This is a genomic window from Deinococcus humi, assembly GCF_014201875.1.
GTDB classification, from domain to species: domain Bacteria; phylum Deinococcota; class Deinococci; order Deinococcales; family Deinococcaceae; genus Deinococcus; species Deinococcus humi.
Genome location: NZ_JACHFL010000024.1, coordinates 1 through 14,559 on the forward strand (window position 1 = coordinate 1; position 14,559 = coordinate 14,559).

At 61.4% G+C, this 14,559-nt stretch carries 16 protein-coding genes and 1 pseudogene; 15 read left to right on the forward strand and 2 right to left on the reverse strand.

Annotated elements, in window-relative coordinates:
• Nucleotides 1-400: 400 nt before the first annotated feature.
• From HNQ08_RS28030 to HNQ08_RS27680, 6 genes and pseudogenes are all read left to right on the forward strand, one after another.
• Nucleotides 401-535: a hypothetical protein gene (locus HNQ08_RS28030; protein WP_268240038.1), complete on the forward strand. Its 135-nt coding sequence runs from the start codon at nt 401-403 to the stop codon at nt 533-535.
• A gap of 66 nt (nt 536-601) precedes the next feature.
• The gene (locus HNQ08_RS24260; protein ID WP_184137781.1) at nt 602-1,108 is read left to right on the forward strand and encodes an MbcA/ParS/Xre antitoxin family protein; all 507 of its coding nucleotides are present in this window, start codon (nt 602-604) and stop codon (nt 1,106-1,108) included.
• 68 nt (nt 1,109-1,176) lie between these two features.
• Nucleotides 1,177-1,740 carry an RES family NAD+ phosphorylase gene (locus HNQ08_RS24265; protein WP_184137783.1) on the forward strand — a complete coding sequence of 188 codons (564 nt, stop codon included), beginning with the start codon at nt 1,177-1,179 and terminating at the stop codon, nt 1,738-1,740.
• Nucleotides 1,741-1,826: 86 nt separating this feature from the next.
• A complete protein-coding gene (locus HNQ08_RS24270) occupies nt 1,827-3,392 on the forward strand; it encodes a UvrD-helicase domain-containing protein (RefSeq protein WP_184137786.1) in 1,566 nt (521 codons plus the stop codon).
• On the forward strand, nt 3,389-4,126 hold the full coding sequence (locus HNQ08_RS24275) for a competence protein CoiA family protein (RefSeq protein ID WP_184137788.1): 738 nt from the start codon (nt 3,389-3,391) through the stop codon (nt 4,124-4,126). The genes HNQ08_RS24270 and HNQ08_RS24275 overlap by 4 nt, the downstream gene beginning before the upstream one ends.
• Before the next feature lie 183 nt (nt 4,127-4,309).
• Nucleotides 4,310-4,498, forward strand: a pseudogene (locus HNQ08_RS27680) (IS3-like element ISDds1 family transposase); the annotation flags it as partial.
• A 180-nt stretch (nt 4,499-4,678) separates the two neighbouring features.
• Here HNQ08_RS27680 and HNQ08_RS24280 read toward each other — a convergent pair.
• The gene (locus HNQ08_RS24280; RefSeq protein ID WP_184137790.1) at nt 4,679-5,473 is read right to left on the reverse strand and encodes a hypothetical protein; all 795 of its coding nucleotides are present in this window, start codon (nt 5,471-5,473) and stop codon (nt 4,679-4,681) included.
• Nucleotides 5,474-5,503: 30 nt separating this feature from the next.
• Nucleotides 5,504-6,661 (reverse strand): hypothetical protein, encoded by a 1,158-nt coding sequence (locus tag HNQ08_RS24285; RefSeq protein ID WP_184137792.1) that lies wholly within the window; start codon nt 6,659-6,661, stop codon nt 5,504-5,506.
• 104 nt (nt 6,662-6,765) lie between these two features.
• On the opposite strand from HNQ08_RS24285, the gene HNQ08_RS24290 reads away from it, so the two are divergent.
• Genes HNQ08_RS24290 through HNQ08_RS24330 form a run of 9 tightly spaced genes read left to right on the forward strand, consistent with a single transcriptional unit; the run spans nt 6,766 to nt 14,559 of the window.
• Nucleotides 6,766-7,185 (forward strand): hypothetical protein, encoded by a 420-nt coding sequence (locus tag HNQ08_RS24290; protein ID WP_184137794.1) that lies wholly within the window; start codon nt 6,766-6,768, stop codon nt 7,183-7,185.
• A gap of 25 nt (nt 7,186-7,210) precedes the next feature.
• Nucleotides 7,211-7,540, forward strand: a complete 330-nt coding sequence (locus tag HNQ08_RS24295) for a hypothetical protein (protein ID WP_184137796.1) — start codon at nt 7,211-7,213, stop codon at nt 7,538-7,540.
• Nucleotides 7,540-10,260: a VirB4 family type IV secretion system protein gene (locus tag HNQ08_RS24300; RefSeq protein ID WP_184137798.1), complete on the forward strand. Its 2,721-nt coding sequence runs from the start codon at nt 7,540-7,542 to the stop codon at nt 10,258-10,260. Before HNQ08_RS24295 ends, HNQ08_RS24300 begins: the two co-directional genes overlap by 1 nt.
• On the forward strand, nt 10,257-11,306 hold the full coding sequence (locus HNQ08_RS24305) for a hypothetical protein (RefSeq protein WP_184137800.1): 1,050 nt from the start codon (nt 10,257-10,259) through the stop codon (nt 11,304-11,306). The genes HNQ08_RS24300 and HNQ08_RS24305 overlap by 4 nt, the downstream gene beginning before the upstream one ends.
• Nucleotides 11,303-12,640 (forward strand): hypothetical protein, encoded by a 1,338-nt coding sequence (locus tag HNQ08_RS24310; protein ID WP_184137802.1) that lies wholly within the window; start codon nt 11,303-11,305, stop codon nt 12,638-12,640. Before HNQ08_RS24305 ends, HNQ08_RS24310 begins: the two co-directional genes overlap by 4 nt.
• On the forward strand, nt 12,637-13,140 hold the full coding sequence (locus HNQ08_RS24315; protein WP_184137803.1) for a hypothetical protein: 504 nt from the start codon (nt 12,637-12,639) through the stop codon (nt 13,138-13,140). Before HNQ08_RS24310 ends, HNQ08_RS24315 begins: the two co-directional genes overlap by 4 nt.
• Nucleotides 13,137-13,313 (forward strand): hypothetical protein, encoded by a 177-nt coding sequence (locus tag HNQ08_RS24320; RefSeq protein WP_184137805.1) that lies wholly within the window; start codon nt 13,137-13,139, stop codon nt 13,311-13,313. The genes HNQ08_RS24315 and HNQ08_RS24320 overlap by 4 nt, the downstream gene beginning before the upstream one ends.
• Nucleotides 13,310-13,621 (forward strand): hypothetical protein, encoded by a 312-nt coding sequence (locus tag HNQ08_RS24325; protein WP_184137807.1) that lies wholly within the window; start codon nt 13,310-13,312, stop codon nt 13,619-13,621. Before HNQ08_RS24320 ends, HNQ08_RS24325 begins: the two co-directional genes overlap by 4 nt.
• Complete coding sequence (locus HNQ08_RS24330; RefSeq protein ID WP_184137809.1) at nt 13,618-14,559, forward strand: hypothetical protein; 942 nt, start codon at nt 13,618-13,620, stop codon at nt 14,557-14,559. The genes HNQ08_RS24325 and HNQ08_RS24330 overlap by 4 nt, the downstream gene beginning before the upstream one ends.

Consider the following 14,559-nt stretch of genomic DNA (forward strand, 5'->3'; position numbering starts at 1 on the left):
GTGCTGAAGGCGAAGCTTGTGGTCGCCTGGCAGCGGGTCCGGTACATTGACCTGCCTCGCCAACTGATGGATTCCAACTTATGCCGGTATCAATAACGACCAAGTCCGTGGTCGTCCCGGATGCTCTGGACGTGGGAGAAGGGGTTCCAGGACAGCCCATTCTTCATCGGTGAGATCGCTGGTATACGATCGGCGCGGCATTCACCAGCCTACGTCCGTATCCACGGCGTCGACGCCTCCTGGATGACCTTTCAAAACGCACTTTAACCGTGGGCGTCGTGGTGTTTGTGCTGACCCGGCGGGTTGCGCTGGCGTTTTTCGCCACGTTCACCATGTGGGCCGATCTGACCACCCTGGCATACCTGCTGATGCGCCGCGCAGGGTCGGTCTGTGTCGATCTGTGTCGATCTGTGTCGATCTGGTCATCTATCAGCTGCCGGGAAGCTGCACGTCTGCGCCGGGCATCGTGCTGACCTCTGCCGTGCTCGCCGGGCTGCTCTTCGGCGTCCGTTACCTGCACCGCAAATCTGGATGAGGATCGCAATGAATTATCTGTTCTTCTGGCACTGGAATGGACTATATTTGGGTCAGGGAGGCGCTTATGACTCGACCAGTCGTCCGTGAAATTCAAGCCAGTGATCATGTATCCGCGGTGGACACCGGCACACTGGAACTTCTCCAGCAGTTGAGCGGGTTAACCTACGATCGGCTTGATCTGGCGGTGAAGAATTTCGAGCAGCGCCTCAAGAAAAGTCAGCAATCACTCGTGCTGCTCGTTCCGCATGATGGTGGTGCGACCATGACCGTCCGGGCGTCGAGCCTCACACCTACTGCGCGCAGTTACGCCAGCCTGAAGGGTGTAGACATGCCGGGGTACCGTATTGAGCCTCTGCCAGCCGTGAATGCCCACGCGCAAGTCCACGAGGCACTTGGGCGGACGGTAAAAGCACTGACGCGAACCTTCCGCGAGGAAGAGGACGCCCGGGCATGGATGCAGGCACCGAATGACGCTTTTGAAGGTGTCACGCCAGCTAAAATTCTCGAGCAGGGTCAGCCGAATGCGATCAGCACGGTGCTGAGTGCAGCCCGTCAGGGAGTGGCTCTCTGAATATCCCTCTCGTTGCAAAGCAGCTTCCGAAACTCAACCCCATTCGTCAGAATGGGGTCGCTTTCCGGATGACCAGTCTGTATCCAATCGAATTCCTGCAAGAGCCCATCAGCGGGAACGGGTCGCTCCATTCGAGTGGGCGCTTCAACGTCGCCGGCCCGACGGAACACCGGGTTACGTACCTGGCCCTCCACCCGCACGTCAGCATGCGCGAACTGCGGTACACGACCTCCTCAGCCCAGGAGGGCACGCCCGATATTGCGCCGTCCCTGGCGGTGCCGCCTGTCGCGCTCTTTAGTGTCACCTTCAACTTGCACCGTGTGCTGGACCTCACTAGTTCAAGCGTGCGAAATGCACTTGGGATCAGACCCTCTGATCTCACTGGTCACTGGTGGCTGGATAACGAAGAGGGACAGGACAGCGATACGCAGATTCTATCCAGGCTGGTCAATGCCACCAACAGGTTCGACGCCATCAAATACGAGAGTGCCCGAGTCAATGGGCGCACCGCTGGGCACCTTAACGTCACGTGCTACGCCGTGTTTCCTGACCAACTCCAAGCGCCCTCATTCATGCGTGCCGAACCACCCGTAGACGGGACCCCGCCCGGGGCCAAGTACCATCTCCCTTAACAGGACGGGTAGCGTTCCGTGCCTACATTGGTGAAGGAGACCAGGCTGTCCCTCCTCAAAGACTCTTGCACTGTACGATGACTTTGATGGCTGTCTTCCGTCCCAGTCACTACCAGCAGGCCATCTTCGACTTCGTGCGATCTGGGAGTGGTGACGGCGTGGTCAGGGCCACGGCAGGCTCAGGAAAGACCACCACGCTGGTGGAGATCGCCAAGCAGCTTCCAGACGACCTCGAAGCGGTGTTCCTCGCCTTCAACAAGCACACGGCCGAAGAGCTCAAAGCAAGGTTACCCAGCCACGTGAAGTCTTGTACCGTCCACTCCCTCGGACGGCGCAGTCTGTTGAGTCGATTCCCGAAACTGACGCAGAAGGACCCCCAGAGCCACAAATCCCGGCAACTCGTTCGTGACCGCATCAACCAGATGAAACTTGAATTTGCCCTCGGAGACGAGAACTGGCCTGTGGCCGAAAAGTACATGCAAGAGCTGCTGCGCTTCGCCATGGCGAACCTCACGGACACCAGATTCGAGGAAGACGTCGCCGCCCTGGCTTTGGAGTACAACCTCAATCCGCCGCAGGATCACGGGCTGGAAATCCAGTGCCACCGGGAAATTCGCCACCTGCTCAGGGCCAGACTGGAGGTTCTCAAACAGCACCTGATCTTCGACTACGAAGACATGTTGTACCTCCCCGCCGTCCTGAAGCTGCCTGTTCCGCAATACGACTTTGTCTTCGTGGACGAGGCTCAGGACCTCAGCGCTGTCCAGCTGGAGGTGGTGTTGCGGGCCGTGCGCGAAGGGGGTCGGCGTCTGTTCGTGGGAGATGAGCGGCAGGCTATCTACGGGTTTACGGGTGCAGATGCGGATTCTCTTGGAAGAATCGTAAAACGCACCGATGCGACCACCCTGCCTCTCTCCGTGACCTACCGCTGCCCCCGCTCTCATGTCGCCCTGGCGAAAAGACTGGCCCCGGAAATCGAGGCGGCGCCAAACGCCATTGAAGGCAAGGTCTTCGTCATCCAGGAGGCCTGGCTGCCCAAATGGGTCAGGAGGGGTGATCTCGTGATCTGCCGCTACACCGCCCCGTTGGTCAAGCAGTGTCTGGCCCTGCTGCAACGCCGGATTCCTGCGGTGGTTCGAGGGATGGACATTGCCCGGAACCTTCTTGACGTCGCTCAGCATCTGTTCAGCAGCGGGCTGAGCGGCTGGGAGGGAAACCTCGCGGCCTACCGCATGACCGAGGAGATCCGAATCCACAAGCACGCCGCGAGTGACGTCGATGCCGAGCGGCAGATTGCCATTCGCAATGACCTGCTGGACTCGCTCGGAGCTCTGACCGCGGAGGTTGTCCAGCAGGGTGGTGCCTACGTGCGGCACCTCACGGATTACATCCAGTCCTTCTTCAGCGACGACGACGGCGCCCCCATCATTTTCAGCACGATTCATAAAGCCAAAGGCAAAGAAGCCGACCGGGTATTCGTCCTGTACCCGAACACCATGCCCGCTGTGTACGCTCGCACCGCCAATGCGGCCCGTGGGGAAGCCTGCGTTCAGTTTGTGGCCCTCACCCGAGCGAAAAAAGAACTCATCTTTGTGGAACAGGAGGAACGCGAAGAGGATGACGGGTTCCACAAGGTAGTGCTGCACAGATGAGCACCCTGATCCTCGCCCTGAATCCAGACGGCGACTTGGTCAGCGCACTAACTGCACCGAAAAGGGCGAAATACACTTGTATGGAGTGCGGAGGGAACCTTCATGTGAAACGGGGGCCGAAGAAGGCTGCTCACTTCGCGCATGACAGCGAAGACCTAACTGGCTGCACCGGTGAAAGCGTGACCCATCTCGCTGCAAAACGGCTGCTCCGGAAGCAACTTCAGGCTGAACTGGCACAGGAGAGCTTGGTGAAGTGGATGCAGCATTGCTCAGGGGCTCAGGGCGGCTGCCGGATGCGCTCGGTGCTGCCGCAAGGTCACGAAGTTCAGGGGATGTGGGAGGTCCTCGAGGAGGTCACGCATGGCCGGTACCGTTTCGATGTGGCCGTGATCGTTTCAGGGAAGGCCATATTCGGCTTTGAGGTGTATCACCGACACTTGGTGCCGGAGCAGAAGGCGGCCGATCTGGATGTGCCCTGGCTGGAGCTGGTGGCCGAGGACATCCTAGAATTCAAACCCAGGGTGCCTTTCCGGGGGAGTCACAGCGAGCAGCTTTGTTCAGACTGTCATGCGCTTCTCCAGGCGCTGAGAGAACGGCAGGCACGCGATGCGAAACGTGGCGAACAGACCAAGAAGTACGTGGCCGAGGTGACACAAGTGCAGGACACCTGGAAGGACGTCATCGGCGCGGCAAAGAAGATGGATGAGGCCCAGCGGGTCGGCCGCAGAACTTAACCCACTAGGACAAGGGAGTCACCGGCTGCCTCGCTGGCTCGGTATCGTAGACCGAGGAAGGCCCTTCTCCTGCTGACGGGCTTGCCGACCCGGCGGGCGTACGTCAGCAGGCCTTCGGCAATTACTGTGCAAGAAACGTAAGTGACCTTAAGAAGTGACTGACTCAAGCGTGGCAACGAGTACGATGGCTGGGATAATGCTGTCGTGTAGAGGTTTTTCAGCTCCCTGAAAAGGGAGCTGTTCGAGAACCCCACAGCTGCACGGCAGACCATTTTCGGATCCACCCTAGTGGTCTATAACCGGCAGCGCCGTCCCTCCCCACTGGATTACTTGACACCTCATGAGTTCGAACGCCAGGTTAAAGGCACTTAACCTCAATCACTCAATAGCGCGGCAGGCCCATGTTTTGCCCTCAGGCTCTTATATAGCCTTTAGCTGAGCAGTCGCGGCAGGCTTGTGTGACAGCGCCCCTGGACGCCAACCTACGCCCAAGTACTCAGGGTCATTTTTGTTCTCAATCTCACTTGGGACCCTTTCTTCTTGCCGGATTCTTCAAGGTGGACCGAATTCCTGCTGGTCTGAGCCAACACCGTAGACCAGCTGCACGCCGGTTCCAGCGTCAATATCCGCAACGATCTGAATACTCTGATTGCCTTCCGGCAGCGCGAACACCCTCCCCACTTCCCCGCGCAGGACTTGCACGAGTTCTGGGGGCTGTTGAGTGGTGGTGACGAGCGCCCCGCTGTAATTGGTCGTCCCAGCATTCTGAAGGGCCTGGTTGTAGGCGTGGAGACCGTTGAGGCCCGCCCGTGCCAGATCAAGGGCGAGCGTCGGGGCGATGGGATGAACGTTCGCCCCCACCCCTTCTGAGAGCGTGCCATTTGCCGCCCGCTGATAAGCCATGGCGAATACCGGGTAAACCTTGCTGTTCTTGGACAGCACAAAGGACGTAAAGCGCATGTCTACGCGGCCCAGGCGGGTGTTGTAGGTGGCGCTGCCCACCCAGTTCCCATCCTGCGAGAGCACCACGACCGGTACATCCATTCCAGCGGCCGCGCGGATGCTGGTGAACAGCTTCCCGGCGATCACGGACGTAGGCGCGAAGCGGGGCGCGTCAGGGTCGACTGCCTGCCCAAAGGCAGGTGTCGTGCCCGCTGCCTGAGCCACTGTCTCGCCTGTGACAGCCGGCGCAGCAGTCGTTTCAGTCCCCTGGCTGCCCTGGCCCCGGTAGACCAGACTGTTGCCCCCTGTAGTCGTGGTTTTTGCGGAGGCCTGGTAGATCATGGCGTCTTGAACCTGTGGAGCGGCCGTCTGTGCCGGAGCTTGATGGTTGCTCTTGTAGATCATGGCGCTGCGCGAGGGGGCCTGGGCCGCCGTCTATCGGGGGCTCTGATAAATCAGGGCGCTCCGAGGAGCACTCTGGGCCGTTTCCTTGCGTGGGGCCTGATAGATCAGGGCTGCCCCGCGGGCAGGAGGATCTTCCTGTTGTGTGGCGCTTGTGGTCTGTGCTGGGGAGGCTGCGGGGCGTAGTGAAGTGTCCGCAGGCCGGGCAGGGGGAGGTATCCGAAGAGCGACGGCTGCGGGAGCAGGCGTCACCACCTCGCCACCGAAGGGCGCGGCCACCTCGGGCGTCGAGGCCGCAGGCGAAGAATCAGCAAAGGGGGATGGTGGAGGCATGCGCTCCGCTTCGGGAGCTGGGATGACCGTGACCGGCGCCGGGTCGGAGGCCACCTCAGGGGTGCCGCCGAAGGGCGTTGAGGCGGCTGGAGCGGGTGCGGCGGCCACGGGCGTGGGCGCAGAGTCCACGGCAAGGGGCGCAGGGTCAGGGGTGGTCACGCTGGCGGGAGCAGGGGCGTAGGGATCATTTGCCACCTGATTGAACACTTCTGGAGGCGGCGGCGTGGTCGAGCGGCCAGAAGTGGCTGACACTGGCTGAGGCGCACTGTCTGGAGGGGTGGTGGCGAATGTCGCGTCACCCGCTGGTGCGGTTTCTACGCTGGACCCGCTGGTGTCGGTACCCGCTTCCTCTTTGCCTTCGATGGGACCAAAGGCCCCTGCGGTGCTCCCTTCGGCCGTGCCTTGGCCTGGAGTCGTCGTGCCAGTGGTCATAGAGCCCGTCCCTGCTGGTGTCTGACCAGTTTGTGCCGAGGGCCTGGGAGCCACCACACTCCACACGAGGCCGCCGACCAGCAGGCCGCCTGTGACCAACATCGTGGTTCGGAACACCCGCTGGCGATCCATCACGAGTTTCCGGTCCAGGCCGCGCCGCATGAAGTTCTTCTCCACAAAAGTGTTCAGGCGATGTCTGGGTGTGATTTTCGATGCGCGTGGCGTGTAGGGGTCCAGCAGCTCCGCAGGATCAGCGCGCTCGGCTTCCGCCAGTTGCGCCGCCAGTCGTGGGTGTGAACGCTGCAGAGTCAAGAACGTACTCAGGTATTCAGGGGTGTCTGGATCGGGAATTTCGATCTCCTGACCCATCTCCCGCAAGGCGTCCTGAACGGCCAACCTCTCCCGGTCAAATGTTGCTCTATCCATGCCTTCACTCTACCAGTTGTCTGGGAAAAGTTTGCATATTAGAATCTGGAACAAGCGTGAAGAACGCTAAATCCCTTGGGGGGAATTCTATGATGCAAAGCCCCGTGTCCCGCCCCGCCCTCGCCGCCAAGTTCACTGCCCTGGTCTTGCGCCAGATGATCGCCCTGCTGTTCATGTTGCAGGCTGTCTCCCGCGCCCTGCACGAGCGGTCGGCGGCCGTAAGTGCAGCTGTCACTATGTACGCCCTGAGCTTCCTGGGCAGCCGGGCTTTCGCGCAGATGACCAGCGGCGGCAACCAGAACCCGGACGAAATCCTCAACAGGGCGGTTTGTGGAGCCAATGGCTGGTTGGGCTGGTTTACGAGCACCAGGTTCCTCGTGGTGCTGATGGCAGCGGGCCTGGTCGGCTTTTTCATAGGCCGGGCCGTCGGCAAGCGCGACAACGACGCCATCGTGGGCACGTTCATCGCCGTGGCTGGTCTGGGCGCGATCCGCATCCTGGTCAAGATCGTCACCACCTGCTGAAATCACCACACGAGGGGAATCACTGATGAGCGAGCGCCGTTTCAAGGGCCACAACCTGGACACCAGGCATGGTTTTTTCGGCACCTTCACGATCTGGGAATTCATGATGGTTTTCGGCTGCGGCATCCTCGGAGGCAGCTTGACCAGCTCTAGTGGCTCCGCACCAATGGTCTACTCAGTGGTTTCCGGCGTGGCGGCCCTGATTGGCGTCCTGATGGCGAAGCGAACGCTTGCTCAAAAGCCGCACTACTTCAAGCACCTCTACAAGTACCTCAACCGCCCTGACTACAAGCACGTCAAGGTTGACAGGGACTATGTGCCGGTTTTACCTGACGCACGGCAACGGAGGAATTAATGTTCAACTTCCGCCGAGCAACGGGGCCGGGCAAGACTCCGGCCCCCAAAAAGAGGAAGTCCGAGACCACCCGTGACCCGCGTACGGGCGGTTCTGTTGGGAGCCACACCGAGACGCAACCTTACTGGGACATCATTCCCGACAGTCTGGACTCGCAGGACCGGACCGGGCCAGCCTCCATGCTGCTGGAGGACGGCACGTTTGAAATTGGGATTGTTGTGCGGCCGCCGTCCCGGCTGCTAATGAGTGAGCAGGTGCTTGACGGTCGCCATTTTGACCTTCGGGCCGTGCTCAAGCTCGCTGTTCCGGTAGGCGAACGCGCCCGGATTTACGTGCAAAAGTTTCCTGCCCGCAAACAGGATCTGGAGGCGGTGTCAAAGGCCCGCCGCGCTCAACATGCCAACGCCCTGGCCGCCATGCTGGTGCACAAACGCATGAAGCTGCTGGATGACCGGCGCATTGCCGGCGAGCTGAAGCGCTGGGAGTTCTACATCACCATGACGGTGAGGCCGCCCCTGCCCTTCAGCAAGACAGCGCCACCGATCGAGAGCGACCTGAAAGCCGCTGTGCAGCGCTGCGTGGGCCGCCGCCGTGACCTGATGAACCGCCTGGCCGTGGCCGGATATGGCGTGCAGGCCATGAGCGCCCAGGACATCAAGGACGCTTGCTTCTACTACAACACCCTGGACGCCAGAGGGGGAGTCAGTGCCCCCGTGATCCTGGACGAGCACAGCCGCCTGGACAACATTCCGCTCGTGGACGGCGAGCCTGACTCCCTCACCATCCGCCGCCAGGTCGTGCTCAATCCAGCCCACGCCGAGGACAAGGCCTACGTCGTGTGTGGCAGCAGCTTTGTGTATGCCGTCAGCCTGTACGACCTGCCCCGGTACACCGAGTTCGGTTTGTTTCAATCAGTGGCAGAGGGCATCACCACCGGGGACATGATCTTTTGCATTGAGTACCACCACTTGGATCGGCAGAGTGAGATGGAACGCCTGGAGTCGGCCCAGCGCGGGCTGTATAGCGCGGTGAACAGCACCAAGTATGCCCCGAGTGCCAGTGCAATGCAGCGCAACGACGAGCTGAAGGAAACCCTGCGGTTCATCGGTGACCACAAGGAAGAGTTCTACACGGCGGGCGTCAGTGTCCTGCTGATCAGTCGCACCCTGGAGCAGCAGGACGAGATGCTGAACCAGGCGGTCGGGGCCTTCAGTCAGTTCCAGGCCAGCCGCCCCGTGATGCACGGCTACCAGAGCATCGAGGTGTATGAAGCCAATGCGCCCTTCAATGGACGGCGCAGCGAGTTCGCGTTCAAGACCGTGGAGAGCAACAGTGTGGGTTTCTTTCCCCCTATTGCGCCTTTCGCAGGCGTGGGGAAACCCACGCTGGTCTTTCGCAACCGGGCCAACGGCCTGACTGTCTTTGACCCCTTTGCGGCCGGCACCAGCGCGTCTCACTTCCTGGTCGTCGGGCCAACTGGTTGGGGGAAGACCTATCAGGTGGGTTCCACCCTGACGGGCTTGATCGACGCCTACGATCCGTGGATCACCATTATCGACCGCAAGCATGACTTCAAGGACTGGATGCTGGCGATGGGTGGCCTGCACATCGTGCTTGGAGGTAAGAGCGAAACGACACTGAACCCAATGGATCTCCCAGCAGGTGAGAAGAGGCCCGACGAGGGCAAGCTCAACTTCCTGCTGACGCTGGTGCGCAACTTCGCTCTTCCGGGCCTTGATGACCGGATGAACGGCGAGGAGGACACCGTGATCGTTGAGGCCTTCAAGCTCACCTACATGGCCCACAGCCAGGAAACGGAGCCGCCCATCCTCAGCGACGTGCACAGGACGTTGGAAACCATGTCGCAGTTCAGCGACGGCCACAGCATGACCCAGGCGCAGCGCGACATGGCCCGCTCCGTCGCAGGCCGCCTGCGCCGCTTCCTGGGGGAGAGCGACTGGGGCCAGGTGCTGGACCGCCGGAGCAACTGCAACACCGTGGCGAAGTACGTCTATTACGACCTGCGCAACATCGACTCGAACGACGAGAAGCGCCGCAAGATTGCCATGCACATCATCAGTGACCGGGTGCTTTACACCGCCAGGGTTGCGCCGCTGGAAGACAAGAAGATCTGCTTCATCGACGAGATGACCCAGCAGATCAAGACCGGGACCGACCGGGCGTACATCAGCGAGTGGTTGCGTCTGGGCCGTGCCTGGGGCCTCAGCGTGGGCGGGGCCATGCAGCTGCCGAGCGACACCAAGTACATGCCCGAGTTACAGGAGTCGTTCAACTTCTTCTGGCTGGGCAAGCTCGCCAAACCACAACACGCCATTGAGAACCTCGACCTGCCTGAAACGATTGCTGACGCCATCTCCACGATGGGCAAGGTGGACGGCGAGTATGCCGACTGGCTTCTGGTCTATAAGCCCGAGGACGGCGACCCGAACGGGGAGGTTCTGCGCATCGAGGAGTCCCGCGAGTTCTACTGGCTTCAGACCAGCAAGCCGGCGGACCGCCGCCTGCGTATGGCCGCGATCAAGCGCCGGGCCGGGGACATCCTGGGTGCCGTGCAAGACCTGGCCGCCGGGAATTACCCCGAACTCACCGATGCCGACGAAGCCAACGCCTCCGAAACGCCTGTTCTCTCCGACGACGACGAGATCAACGCGCAGCCTGCGCCGCTCGCGGACCTGCACGCTCTGGCGGTGAATCAATGATGCGAACAAGACTGGCCGTGACCCTCGCGCTGCTGCTCACCAGCTCCAGCGCCTCTGCACAGCAGGCCTCCAGCTGGGAAGCGCTGGGCGGCTATCTGAAGCAGGCCTGCTCTGTGGGCCAGACCTCCGCTGGGAATGGTGACAAGCTGCAATGGATCTGTAACATCGCGTCCACCTACGGCTTTCTGACCACGAACGTCCTGAATGGTGACTGGCAGGCGTTTGGCCAGGAGGTTATGGGGCAGTACATGAGCCAGGCGGCCGAGTACATGGGGCAGAAGCTGGGGTTTGCCCAGCTTAACCAGCTCACGGCCGACATGAACAATGCCATGCAGGGCAGCTATAACGACTTCCGGGGCTCCCTGTACAACGCCATGACGCAGGTGCTCAAGACGCAGAACAGCGGCATGATCGACGACAATGCCGGTTCACCGGTCACCTCGCCCGGTGGCCTAGCCGACTACGCTGTGAAAAACAATCCGTTCCTGGTGGCCACCCAGACTGCCGGGCGCACGCAGCAGACCCTGGAAACCTTTGAGGGCCTACTGCGCGCGGCTCAGGCGAAGAAAATCACCGAACAGAACGCCGAAACCATCGAGACGGCCATGAAACCCGCCATGCAGTCGGCCACCGCTACCGTTGGCAACGGCATCACCCCTGGATTCGCCGACAAGCAGGTGGAGAGGGGCAAGACGGCCCTGAGCCAGCGTGAACTGCTCCAAGTGCAGCTCGAAACCCAGGCTTACGCCCTGAAGCAGGACGCTTCCATGCGGATTCAGGAGTTTCAGTTGCTGGTGGAGATCGCCAAACAGGGCGTGATGACCAACACGCAGCTGATCGCCAAGCTTGGTGACGTGAGCAACGCCATGGACGAGCAGAACAACTACGTGAAACAGGCAATGGAAGTAGCGGCTCAGGACAACCTGGACGCGGCCCAGAAGGCTGCCCGCGAATACACGCAATATGTCGCGCAGCTGCAAGCCGCGCTTGACCCCAGGAACGTCCAGTCCGGCATGAAGACAGCGCTGGCCGGCGGAATGCCATGAACCGGCGCGCCGCATTCGCCCTGGCCGCCTTTGTGCTCGGCAGCGTGGGCCTGGCCGACACGACCCCCGAAATCCAGCAGACCAGCGCCTATCTGAAGGGTCAGTCGGATCAGGTGTTGCAGCAGTACATGACCGGCATGATGGGACCGAACCCCCTGGAGGGACTGTTCGGCCAGGCCAGCGCGATCAGCAAGAGCGGGCTGTACAAGGTGTGGATCAGCGTGTCACTGCTCATCGCCATCGTGGGCTTTGCGCTCAGCATCACCAACATCGCGTTTGAGGATGCCAACGCCATCAAGCAGCTCAGCCGTGTGACCGGGCGCTTCTTAATTACCGGCGCGCTGATCGGTTCGGCCTACTCAACGCAGCCTTGGAGTCTCCATCAGGTCACCACAAAGACCATCGCCGGTTCCTACACCTTTGGCCTGACCACCTTTGCCGGCGATTTCAACGCCAAGCTTGAACAGACCCGGGAAAGCTTTACCGACATGCTGGGAGCAACAGTGGTCGTGGGCACCACCCTGGCCTTGCCCCAGGGTGCAGGAGCGCTGCGCGCCGGAACGGCCGCACTCAGCAAGACGTTCGCCTCCGGTGGTGGCCAAGTGCTGGCCGCCAAGGCAAGCGCGGCTGCAGCGAGCACCGGCATCAAAGCTGCGGGAACCAAAGTGGTGTCCTTCGTCATGAACCGCCTGGGCGGCCTGTTCACGGCCCTGCAATACTTCCTGTCCGGATACAGTGCCCTGGTGACGGCGGCAGGGTGGCTGACCGTCCTGATGTTGCTGGCGCTGCCGGTGGGCTTGGCCACCGTGAACTTCGGCGAGACGCGGGTGCTGTGGACTGCGTTTGGGACTTGGGCCGGCCTCATGCTCTCCCTGTCGCTGATGCCTGCCGTGCTGGTGAACGCGATGGATACGGTGCTGGTGCAGTCCGTTCAGTCGATGAAGTTCTACACCGCCGAACTCGGGTACCAGGCGCAACTTCAGCAAAAAGAGGCTGCGAAAGCCAGCAAGTCTACGCAAAGCGAAATGGACAAGATGCTGGCTCAATGCCAGGACGCCCGCAACGTGGACCCCGCCAACATCGACAGCAACCCCTGTCAGAAAGTGGTGAACCAGGGGGCGCTCGTGCAGTTCGGTGGATGGCTTCAGGGCGGCGTGGCGCAGGCCATTGCTGGAGCGATTGAAGGCATCGTGGCCAACATCGCCGACTCATTTGTGTCGTTCGGGGTGATGATCGTGCGCCTCATGATCGGCGTGGTGCTGGCCGGAATGTTGATGTTCGGGGTTCCCGTGGCCGCGATTACCTTCTTCGGCGGCGTGGCGATGAGGAAATGAGAGGCCTGGCCGCTTCCCTCGTACTGGCTGCGCTTTCGGGTGTGCCCCAGGCTCAGCCGGCGACCGTCAGTGTCGGCCGGGTGGTTGACCTGATGGGCACCGCCCAGAGGCGCGTGCTGGTGTACGTGCCCTATCTGACCGACACCACCTTCGCTGAGGCCATTCGGGCGGCCAAAGTGGACCGCACCCGCCCTGGTCTTCAGGTGATGGTGGTGACCATTCCCTTCTTTGCGGCCAAAGAAAATGCCCTGACCAACGCTCTGGCACTGGCCGGGGTCGCTGTGATTGAGACCCAGGTGCCCGGCACCACTGCCTACGTCCTCGTGGACGACCACCTGTTCTCCAGCGCGCAGATCGGACGCAGTGCCAGCGCCGCCGACGTGCGGCTGATGGGCCGCAACGACACCAACACGTTTCTTCAGTGGTTCAGGAATGCAACAAGAGCCGGGGAAACCTTGACCAATTACGAGGCGTTCAATCGCCTCAGGGGACTGCGATGAACGACACCCGCCAGCCGGCATTCGCCCAGTGGTGTGAGATTGACACCAGCTGCGACGTGATCCCTGAAGGTGCCCGTGCCCAGCGCCAGGCACAGATCGCTCCGCTTGACCGCCTCGAAGGCCATGACACCGAAGACATTCCCCTTCCCCTTTCGAGCCAGGAGAACCCATGACCCACGTGACCCAGGAAGCCCAGTCCGCCCGTGTGGGCGCCCGCCAGGGGCGCGCTGCCGTGCGCGATCAGCTGGTAAACAGTCTCTTCAACCCCTACACCGCCCTGTGTTTACTCTTATTGATCTCCGGCGTGGGCGTGGCGCTCATGGACGCCAGAGGCATGGCCATGCTGCTGGTGACCGCCTTCTTAGCTGCCGTGGTACGCCTGCTGTGGACGATCCGGGAGGAACTGCGCGAAACCAATACGCATCAGCAGGCGCAGGTGAAGCTGCTGCGGGCCGCGGCGCTTCGTGGCGGGCGTGAATGACAGCCGTGTTGCAGCTCAACCCGCCACCTTCCAGTGGGGCCATCAATGAAGCGGAAGACCTACGGAAACTCCTCGCCTACTTCCCGAACGCCATGCGCGCGCAGGTAGAAGGCGACATCGGACGGATCGAGGAGATCAAGATTCGGTTTGGGCGCAAGCTGTGGGTCCTGCTGAACGGCCGCTACGTGGCCTACCCATACACCATTGAGCTGGCGGACATGCAGTTTCTGATCTCCAAACTGGGGACCTTCCGCGACGACAACCGCCGGGGCATTGACGGCACAGGTCACCGCATCACCCGTGTCATGGGCTCAGACGGCACCGACGAAGGCAGTCCCGTGGGATTCACCTTCCGCATCGGCCGGTACTTCGAGAAGATGGCCGAACCGCTCCGGCCGTTCATTGAAGAGTCGCCCAGCATGTTGATCGTGGGCGAGGCCGGCAGCGGGAAGACCACGCTGCTGCGCGGCACCGCGCAAATGGCCGCAGAATATTTCCCCATGCAGGCCGTGATCGTGGATACCTCCGGCGACGTGGCGGGGGACGGCAAGGTGCCGCACATCGGCATTGGCGACGTGGACGTGATGCCGGTGCGCTCGAAGTCCATGCAAGCGGTCTTGATCGAGGAGGCCGTCAAAAACCAGAACGTGCGGGTCCTGATCGTGGACGAAATCAACCGGGAGGCTGAGGCAGAGATGATCGCAGGCGGCATGAAGTCGGGCGCGCGGCTCATGGGCACAACGCACGGCCGTAACATTAGCCGGGTGCTGGAGAACAAGAACCTGGCGCCACTGTTCTTCCCGGAGCCGGTGTTCTATTGGTTTGCGGTCATCGAGCGCCGCGGCGAAGTGGTGATGTACCGGGCGAACGAGATCATAGAGGCGATCAAGTCCGGGAAACAACCGCAGGGTCAAGTCGTACAGTTAAACAGGAGGTGA

Bases quoted from the DNA above. Each gene is read 5' to 3' on its own strand.
- HNQ08_RS24260 (WP_184137781.1), top strand. From the start codon at position 602: ATGACTCGACCAGTCGTCCGTGAAATTCAAGCCAGTGATCATGTATCC.
- HNQ08_RS24265 (WP_184137783.1), top strand. From the start codon at position 1,177: ATGACCAGTCTGTATCCAATCGAATTCCTGCAAGAGCCCATCAGCGGG.
- HNQ08_RS24270 (WP_184137786.1), top strand. From the start codon at position 1,827: ATGGCTGTCTTCCGTCCCAGTCACTACCAGCAGGCCATCTTCGACTTC.
- HNQ08_RS24275 (WP_184137788.1), top strand. From the start codon at position 3,389: ATGAGCACCCTGATCCTCGCCCTGAATCCAGACGGCGACTTGGTCAGC.
- HNQ08_RS24280 (WP_184137790.1), bottom strand. From the start codon at position 5,473: ATGATCTACAAGAGCAACCATCAAGCTCCGGCACAGACGGCCGCTCCA.
- HNQ08_RS24285 (WP_184137792.1), bottom strand. From the start codon at position 6,661: ATGGATAGAGCAACATTTGACCGGGAGAGGTTGGCCGTTCAGGACGCC.
- HNQ08_RS24295 (WP_184137796.1), top strand. From the start codon at position 7,211: ATGAGCGAGCGCCGTTTCAAGGGCCACAACCTGGACACCAGGCATGGT.
- HNQ08_RS24300 (WP_184137798.1), top strand. From the start codon at position 7,540: ATGTTCAACTTCCGCCGAGCAACGGGGCCGGGCAAGACTCCGGCCCCC.
- HNQ08_RS24305 (WP_184137800.1), top strand. From the start codon at position 10,257: ATGATGCGAACAAGACTGGCCGTGACCCTCGCGCTGCTGCTCACCAGC.
- HNQ08_RS24310 (WP_184137802.1), top strand. From the start codon at position 11,303: ATGAACCGGCGCGCCGCATTCGCCCTGGCCGCCTTTGTGCTCGGCAGC.
- HNQ08_RS24315 (WP_184137803.1), top strand. From the start codon at position 12,637: ATGAGAGGCCTGGCCGCTTCCCTCGTACTGGCTGCGCTTTCGGGTGTG.
- HNQ08_RS24320 (WP_184137805.1), top strand. From the start codon at position 13,137: ATGAACGACACCCGCCAGCCGGCATTCGCCCAGTGGTGTGAGATTGAC.
- HNQ08_RS24325 (WP_184137807.1), top strand. From the start codon at position 13,310: ATGACCCACGTGACCCAGGAAGCCCAGTCCGCCCGTGTGGGCGCCCGC.
- HNQ08_RS24330 (WP_184137809.1), top strand. From the start codon at position 13,618: ATGACAGCCGTGTTGCAGCTCAACCCGCCACCTTCCAGTGGGGCCATC.